Here is an 8,916-nt window from a genome sequence, read left to right on the forward strand (position 1 = left end):
ACAGCTGCATTGTGCAATCAAAAAGTATAACCAAACAGGACGTCTGGGTACCAAACAACGCCAGACGCCCCGTCAATAAAGTCACATCATGCAACAAACAAAAAATTAGGAACGGAAGTTCACATTTTCCTTGTTTGCATCCTTGAGTACAACGTCGTGAGCGCCACCCTCAACCAAAGAGGTAGCAGAAACGAGCGTAATCTTTGCCTTATCACGCAGCTCCTCCAAGGTCAGAGCACCACAATTGCACATCGTTGAACGAACCTTAAGCAACGAATTGTCAACGTTTTCCTTGAGCGGACCCGCATAAGGCACATAGGAGTCAACGCCTTCGACAAAAGATAAGTTCTTTTTATTACCACCCAGGTCATAGCGGGCCCAGTTACGTGCACGAGCAGAACCCTCGCCCCAATATTCCTTCATATAAGACCCATTGACATTCACGCGACGTGTGGGACTCTCATCAAAGCGAGCAAAGTAACGGCCCAGCATTAAGAAATCTGCACCCATAGCGAGAGCCAAGGTCATGTGATAGTCATAGACAATGCCACCATCAGAGCAAACAGGAATATAAACACCCGTCTTTTCGAAGTATTCGTCACGAGCACGACAGACATCAATCAAAGCAGATGCTTGGCCACGTCCAATGCCCTTTTGCTCACGCGTGATGCAAATGGATCCTCCACCGATACCAACCTTGATGAAATCTGCACCCGCATCTGCAAGGAAGCGGAAACCTTCACTATCAACAACATTGCCAGCACCCACTCTGACGCTATCTCCGTAGTGCTCACGTACCCACTCAAGCGTAATCTTTTGCCACTCAGAAAAACCCTCCGAAGAATCAATGCAAAGTACATCAGCACCAGCATCTACTAACAGAGGCACCCGCTCGGCATAATCGCGCGTATTGATACCAGCACCTACGATATAGCGCTTCTGCGCATCAAGTAGCTCAGCAGGATTGCCCTTATGAGAGTCGTAGTCCTTTCGGAATACCAGCGCAATAAGATGACCATCCGCATCAACAATAGGCAGCTGATTGAGCTTGTTATCCCAGATGATATCGTTGGCAGTCTTGAGCGTGGTGTTCTCATCACCAACGATAACGCGCTCGCGAGGAGTCATGAAATCGCGCACCAGCGTGTCACGAGAATCACGAGAGGGACGATAATCACGAGAGGTCACAATACCTAACAGATGACCATGAGCAGTACCATCGTCGGTAACCGGCATGGTGGAGTGACCCGTTTGTTCACGTATATCCATAACATCTTGCAGAGTCATATCAGGCAGCAACGTAGAATCAGAAATAACAAAACCCGCCTTGTATTCCTTGACCTCACGCACCATAGCTGCCTCAGACTCTGCGGACTGAGATCCGTAAATAAAAGAGACGCCACCCTGTTGAGCTAAAGCCACAGCAAGGCGAGTACCTGAGACCGACTGCATAATGGCAGAAGTCATAGGGATATTCATAGAGATGGCTGGCTCTTCACCGCAGCGATACTTCACCAGAGGAGTTTTGAGGCTTACCCTATTGGGCACATTCTCACAAGAAGAGTAACCAGGCACCAAGAGGTACTCAGAAAAGGTATGCGATACACCCTCAAAAAAAGTTGCCATGCTTTATGCTCCTCTTTCTACCTTTTACCGATGAAACTAATCCGTTGGCGGTATTGTAATGCACTTGGAAACGATAAACACCCACAGCTTTATGACTCGCAAAATGCTTACTATACATAGTTAGTTAGAAAATTTAATCCGAACCATGAGAAACATCTTGAGTACTCCCAACCACCTGATCGAAGTTGATAGCAATATCATGCTTGGTGGGTACCCACTCAACCCTCTTAAACAGAGCTACCACTGCAATGGGAATGTAGCTCGCCATAAAAATCGGGAACATTATGACACCCCACGCAATGCGCCAAATATTGCGCGCATGAATATGCGAGCGCTCGACTATGACAGTAAGCAGCGCCATCATAAAGAAAATCGTATATCCTGACTCAAATACGGCAACCAATGAACCCATACACATACTAAGCTCTGCTTCTGTGGCAACAAAGCCATGACTTAAGGCACCAACGATAAGATAGGTGCCATTCACAAAGACTGAAAGAATCGTCAATATCGAAGCGGGGGCGAGTACCATCAACATGTCATAGGCAGCAAAACGCCCTCGTACAATACCACGGAATAAATCCCATCCATATGAGAAAAACACCTGATAGATGCCCTTAGTCCAGCGAAGGCGTTGAACCCACGACGCATGAAAGGTAACAGGTTGTTCGTCAAAAAATTCTGCAGGCACATATCCAATTTGAATATTGTTTGCACAGCAGAAGGCTGAGAATTGAATATCTTCGGTCAAGGTGTGGAAATCCCAACCATGCATGCCTCGAACAACGGAGGAGGCTACCATCCAGCCCGAACCAGAGATAGCGGCGCTAGTATGAGCCATCATGCGCGGATTGTTAAGAAAGCGCGCTTCACGAATAAACCAAATAGCATACGAAGCACTCACCCAGCTAGAATCAAAGTTCTTAGAATTGCGGTAACTCGTACACACCAGATAGCCTGCATCATAGGCATCATTCATGAGGCGTACATAGTCTGGTGAAACGATATTGTCGGCATCGAAGATGAAAAAAGCATCGTAGCAATCACCATATTCATTGAGAATGCGATTGAAGCCATAATCCATAACCCAACTTTTACCCTTACGAGCAAGGTCATGGCGATCCCAAACAATAGCGCCTGCGCGCTGGGCTTCGTCGTGAGTATTATCGGTACAGGCATCACAAACAACAAAAACATCAATGAGTTCACGAGGATAATCTTGTGCAAGGATTGAGCGAACAAGATTCCCGATAACTGGCTCTTCATTGTGTGCTGCGATAAAAAACGCATAGCGATGCAGCTTTTTTGCCTTGGGCAGACGGACGGTACCCATGATGAGAGCCATGATCATATATACAAATTGATACAGATAAGCCAAGGTAAAGAAAATCGCAATCAGGGCATTAAAGATAACAATTGGCGTTAAGTTATTGAAATTAAGCGTAAACTGCACTCCTTGCCCCCTTGCCAAGAATGTAGGATCTGCTCCCTTTAGTGTCCCTTATACCTGCTGTCCCAGCAACTGCGGAACAATACGCTGGCCTTCCGCGGTCTGACCCATAGAACGTGATTCTAACTTTTCTAGTATATCGCGGAGATCTTCAGGCAGGATATCTGCCATAACAATAGACTTTCCCGTCACAGGATGGTCAAAGGAAATATGCCACGAATGTAAAAATTGGCGGGTAAGACCAAGATTTTGTCTCAGGTCTTTGCGTCCATAAAGTGGATCGCCTATGACACAGTGACCTATATGACGCATATGCACACGGATTTGGTGTGTGCGGCCTGTATAAAGATGACACTCCAGGAGGGTATATCCTTCATCACGCAATCCTGCTTCAAATCGTTCCAGCACACGAAAAGTAGTAATTGCCTCTCGAGCGTCAGGATCATTACTCACACTCATTCGCAAGCGATCACGGCGACTACGAGCAATACCTGTGGTCACCTGTCCTTCATCTAAGGCAACAGGACCATAAACCAAAGTCACATAGCGTCTGTCAAGCACACGCAAGCGTATTAAATCCTGCAATGCTTTTTGAGTTTCATCATCTTTGGCTGCAACCATCAAGCCTGAGGTATCGCGATCAAGTCGATGGACAATACCAGGCCTATCGTCTCCTTGGAGTAAACCTAAATGCTCATAGCCACAATGCGCCACCAACGCATTTGCCAACGTATCGTCATAATGTCCAGGCGCTGGGTGGCAAACGAGGTCTGCTTGCTTTGAAAGCACCATGAGATACTCATCCTCAAAACGAATATCGAGAGGAATCTCTGGATTAGCAACAAGGGTTCCTGAAGCAGGTTCCAAAACAGGCAACTCTACACTAATCCTGTCACCCAGTCTTACGGCCTCACTTTTTGAGTCTGCCAACGTAGCGTTGATGTGCACTTTTGCAGACTCAATGAGCTTTGCTGCAGCACTACGCGAAGGCATGTTGGGGCAAGAAGCTATATATGCATCGAGCCTGCTGCCATCAGCATCAGGACCCACAAGAAGTTCATGTAGAGAAGAGCTAAAACTGGAGTTCTTAGGCATTGTTCTGTCTCGAATCCGACTTTGCCACTTCCTCATGAGACTCCGTTGCAGTGTCTGCAACGTCGAGCTCCTCTTTCAAGCTCGTACTCGTACTTTGACCATCCCAAGTGATATAGAGAATAAACGCCACAATCACGCCGAGCGTCACACAAATATCTGCGACATTAAAGACAGGAAAATCAATAAAGCGCAGCGACAAAAAATCGGTAACAGAGCCCGTCGAAAGACGATCAACCATATTACCAACTCCCCCACCTGCAACACTAGCAACACTGACAACGAGGCGCAGCGGTAGACGCTCGCACATAACCCACCAAGCAGAGCCAATCAAAACGGCCAACGCAAACATGATAAACAGTAAACTTGCACCTTGACCAATACTAAAAGCAGCGCCCGTATTCTCTACGTGCCACAGATCCAACAAGCCCGGAACGAGCGGACGAGCAGGAGAGCCCAGCGGCGCAACAAAACGCACTGCTGCCTTTGTTGACTGATCGACAAGAACCACAAGGCTCACAACCGTCAAAAAGGTAGCAAGGCGTCCTGCACGCTTTGAGAGAATACGGACAACGTTCAAGCGTTATTCCTCCTCTGGCTTGCCAACCACATCGTGGCAGCGCTGACACAATCCCGCCTCATCAACAGGCTCGCGCCAGTTCCAGCAACGAGGGCATTTCTGACCATTTGCAGGCAAAACCTCACACGCAAGCTTTGCACCCTCATGGATACAAACTTCAGAGCACACAAAGACCTCTGCCATATCAGGTGCAGCAGGTCCCATCAAAAGCTGCGCGGTCTCCACCGGAAGGGTCAACTCAGCACGCGCAGCCTGTGTCGTCTTTTCGCAAATGATACCAGCGCCAAGAGCCTCCTCGTATGCCTTGGTAAAGACACTACGTGCCTCATTCATAGCTTCATAGGCGGCCAACAATTTACTATAACTTTCCTTCTTAAGAGGTGCCTGATACCAGTCAAGCAAGGCCGCGTAGTTTTGTCCGTCACGAAGACACGCCGGCATGTGAGCTAACGCCTCATCGCAGGTAAAGGGCAAGATTGGCTGCAGGTCATGAACCAACATTGAGAGTAGGTGGCTCCATACCGTCTGGGCGCTACGACGCTCAAACGAATCAGGGGCTCCGCAATAGGTGCGGTCTTTGGTTGCATTGAGGTAACCACCAGATAGCTCGGTGATAATGTAATCGTACAGGGTACGGTAGACCATGTTAAAGCGATACGTCTCATAAGCATGATTGACCTCATCATGCACCTGACACATACGAGCCAAAACCAGACGGTCATAAGGAAGCAAATCCTTAATTGCTACACCTTGAGTCTCAAGATCAAACTGGTCTTCAATCTCACCCATCAAGAAACGTAAAGTATTGCGAATCTTACGGTATGCATCACCAACGTGAGACAAGATATCGTTATCGCAAGGCACATCGGTAGACGTATCAACAGAAGCAACCCACAAACGCAAGATGTCAGCACCAATAGTGCTACACACCTCATTGGGGTCGATAACATTACCCAAAGACTTGCTCATCTTGCGACCTTGACCATCAAGAGTAAAGCCTTGAGAAATAACTGCCTTATAGGGGGCCTTTCCATAGGCACCAACCGAGGTCATGAGACTACTCATAAACCAACCGCGGTGCTGATCAGAACCCTCAAGGTAAATATCAGCAGGGAAAGCCAAGTTATCACGATGCTTACAGACTGCAGTGTGAGACACGCCAGAGTCCCACCACACATCCAAAATGTCTGAATTGGTTTTAAGATGATGACCTTCGCATTTGGGACAGACACAGGCATCACCTAGATACTCTGCAGGATCATCGGTAAACCAAGCGTCAGAGCCTTTCTTACGGAAAAGTTCAATAACGGCATCAAGCGTCTTGTCATTGATAACCGTCTCACCGCAGTCTTGACAGGTAAATGCAGGAATAGGTACACCCCAGTTGCGCTGACGACTGATGCACCAATCAGGACGACCTTCAACCATCGAGCCAATACGTTTGATGGCATGGCTGGGATAGAAGTTTACGTGAGAGAGCGCCTCAAGTGCCTGCTTGCGCAAGCCCGTTTCATCCATAGAGACAAACCACTGACTCGTAGCACGGAAAATAACAGGGTTCTTGCAACGCCAGCAGTGGGGATAGCTGTGAGTAATATCTTCATGCAGAATGAGCATGTTACGCTCACGCAACCACTCAATAATCTTTGGGTTGGCTTCGTTGACCTCCATGCCACTCCAAGGACCACCAGTGCCTATGCCGTCTCCCTTAAAGAAGTGTCCATCATCATCAACAGGCATAACAACGGGAATATTAAATTTCATACCAGCGTTGTAGTCATCCACACCGTGTCCAGGTGCAGAATGGACGATACCTGTACCATCATCAAGCGTGACATAATCCGCGTAGATAAACTCGCCTTCTTCTCCCTGCTCCCCAAAGATGGGCTGCTTGTAGCGGTTATGAGCAAGCTCGGTGCCTGTTTTGCGCCAGACCTTGCCGTCTGTGCCAACAATAAGCTCGTAGTTCTCATAGCCAAACTTACTACAGCACTTCTCTACTAACGCTTCCGCAAGAATCTCAACACGGCCCTCAAGCTGGATGGCAACATAGTTTGCCTCGGGATGCAGAATAACTGCATCATCGGCAGGTAAGGTCCAAGGAGTTGTGGTCCAAATATCTACAAAAGTCTTGCCCGCATAGGCCTCAAGACCTTCAGGCACCGTGGTCAACTCAAAGCGCACGAAGATTGCAGGACTAACTTCATCACCATACTCAATTTCTGCCTCAGATAGAGCTGTGTGACAATGAGAGCACCAGTGCACGGGCTTGCGACCGCGATATACGGCACCCTTGTCATAGATAGCCTTGAAGATTTCTATATCGGTAGCATCGTAGTCATCGGTATAGGTTAGATAGGGATTGTCCCACTCACCCAACACGCCCAAACGCTTGAAGCCCTGGCGCTGAGTATCAACCTGCTCCACCGCCATCTTACGGCAAAGCTCGCGAATTTTGGCTGTCGGCAGCTGGTTGAACTTATCAATGCCCAGCATCTCCTCAACCTTGTGCTCAATGGGCTGACCATGGCAGTCCCAACCAGGTACATACGGCGTCTGGTAGCCCCTCATTGACCAATAGCGATTAATAAAATCCTTGGAGATTTTGTTCTGGGCGTGACCTAGATGAATGGGGCCATTTGCATAAGGAGGACCATCATGAAGGATAAACTTTTCGTGTCCTTCATTTTTGGCAATCATCTGCTCATAGACGTGATTTTGCTCCCAATCAGCAAGTCTCTTGGGCTCGTTGGTCGCCAGACCAGCGCGCATCGAAAAACTTGTTTTGGGAAGGTTTGTCGTCTGCTTATATGAATTCGCCACGATGGGTCCCTTTCATGTGTGTCACATCCTAGTTTGTCTCATGAGACAAACTATAATTTTAGCACGCTCGCAGCGTAAATAATACCGTTCACCGCGGCTCGCCTCTGCAGTCCTCACATAGTCAGCAGCTATACTTCAGACAATGATGCTTTTAACATGAGGAGGCATTGTGGATAAAACAGCAGAGTGTATTTCCACAAGCAAACAAAAGTATCTCAAATTGCTTGGAGAAAAATTTCCTACAACCCAATCGGTATATACCGAAATCATTAATCTTGAAGCCATCTTAAACTTACCAGCCGCAACAGAACACTTTATGAGCGACGTGCATGGCGAATACGAGGCGTTCGTCCATATTCTCAATAACTGTTCGGGCGCTATTCGCGAACAGGTAACAAAGCTCTTTTCCGCTGAATTGAACAAGAGAGAATTGGCGGATTTTTGTACTCTCATCTACTACTCACAAGAAAAACTCCGTCGCCTTCATGTCGCAGGTGACATTACTTCTGAATGGTATCTAAGTACGCTCAAACGCCTCATTGTACTAGCACGTACGCTCGCAAGTAATTACACTCAATCAAAAGTTCGCAAGGCTGTGCCTGTTGAATATGCCTATATTATCGACGAACTACTACATGCCGGCATCGAAGATAAGCAGCGTCGTCAGGACTATCATGCACGCATTTTCCAATCGATAGTAGATACAGGAGCGGCAGACGATTTCATCGTATCGCTCTCTTCCCTTATCAAGCGTCTCGCGGTTGACCACCTTCATTTGGTGGGTGATATTTTTGATCGCGGACCACATGCCGATCGTATCCTTGATCACTTAATGAACTATCAATCGTTAGATGTACAGTGGGGCAACCATGACATTGTATGGATGGGAGCTGCAGCAGGTTCTAGCTTGTGCCAGATAGCAGTCATACGTACGAATATCCACTACAACTCACTTGATATGCTTGAGAGTGCCTACGGTATTTCCCTGCGTGAGCTCGAAAATTTTGCGCGAAGAAACTACACCACCTATGACAATCTCACGCCACTCTACAAGGCTATCTCTGTCATATTATTCAAGCTTGAAGGTCAGGCAATCGCACGCCACCCCAATTGGAAAACGACTGCCAAACGGCGCTTACTTGACAAGATTGATGTTACCCATGCAGTTGTCACTATTGATGGGCACAAATATCCCTTGCGCACACGTGACTTCCCTACCGTTGATTTCGCAGGCGACCCTTATGCACTTTCAAAAGAAGAGCAAAACATCGTCGATAAACTCGCGAACGCCTTTAGCCAAAGTGACCGTCTACGCCGTCACGTGAGCTTCTTATATGAAAAAGGG

Annotated in this window: 6 protein-coding genes; 1 reads left to right on the forward strand and 5 read right to left on the reverse strand. The window is 47.6% G+C overall.

The features are described from left to right. Positions 1-105 precede the first annotated feature (105 nt). From Q0X25_RS02285 to ileS, 5 genes are all read right to left on the reverse strand, one after another. On the reverse strand, positions 106-1,626 hold the full coding sequence (locus Q0X25_RS02285) for an IMP dehydrogenase (RefSeq protein ID WP_298578798.1): 1,521 nt from the start codon (positions 1,624-1,626) through the stop codon (positions 106-108). 133 nt (positions 1,627-1,759) lie between these two features. Further along, complete coding sequence (locus tag Q0X25_RS02290; protein ID WP_298578799.1) at positions 1,760-3,079, reverse strand: glycosyltransferase family 2 protein; 1,320 nt, start codon at positions 3,077-3,079, stop codon at positions 1,760-1,762. Positions 3,080-3,127: 48 nt separating this feature from the next. Beyond that, on the reverse strand, positions 3,128-4,171 hold the full coding sequence (locus Q0X25_RS02295) for an RluA family pseudouridine synthase (protein ID WP_298578800.1): 1,044 nt from the start codon (positions 4,169-4,171) through the stop codon (positions 3,128-3,130). Next, the gene (lspA, locus tag Q0X25_RS02300) at positions 4,164-4,748 is read right to left on the reverse strand and encodes a signal peptidase II (RefSeq protein WP_298578801.1); all 585 of its coding nucleotides are present in this window, start codon (positions 4,746-4,748) and stop codon (positions 4,164-4,166) included. The genes Q0X25_RS02295 and lspA overlap by 8 nt, the downstream gene beginning before the upstream one ends. Before the next feature lie 3 nt (positions 4,749-4,751). Next, entirely contained in the window at positions 4,752-7,571 is a 2,820-nt protein-coding gene (gene ileS / locus Q0X25_RS02305; protein WP_298578802.1) for an isoleucine--tRNA ligase, read from the reverse strand. Positions 7,572-7,740: 169 nt separating this feature from the next. Here ileS and Q0X25_RS02310 point away from each other — a divergent pair. Beyond that, positions 7,741-8,916: fructose-bisphosphatase class III (locus tag Q0X25_RS02310; RefSeq protein WP_298578803.1), on the forward strand; the 1,176-nt coding region annotated here is incomplete at its 3' end.

The sequence above is a fragment of the uncultured Olegusella sp. genome (genome assembly GCF_947253395.1).
In the GTDB taxonomy this organism is placed as follows: Bacteria; Actinomycetota; Coriobacteriia; order Coriobacteriales; family Atopobiaceae; genus Olegusella.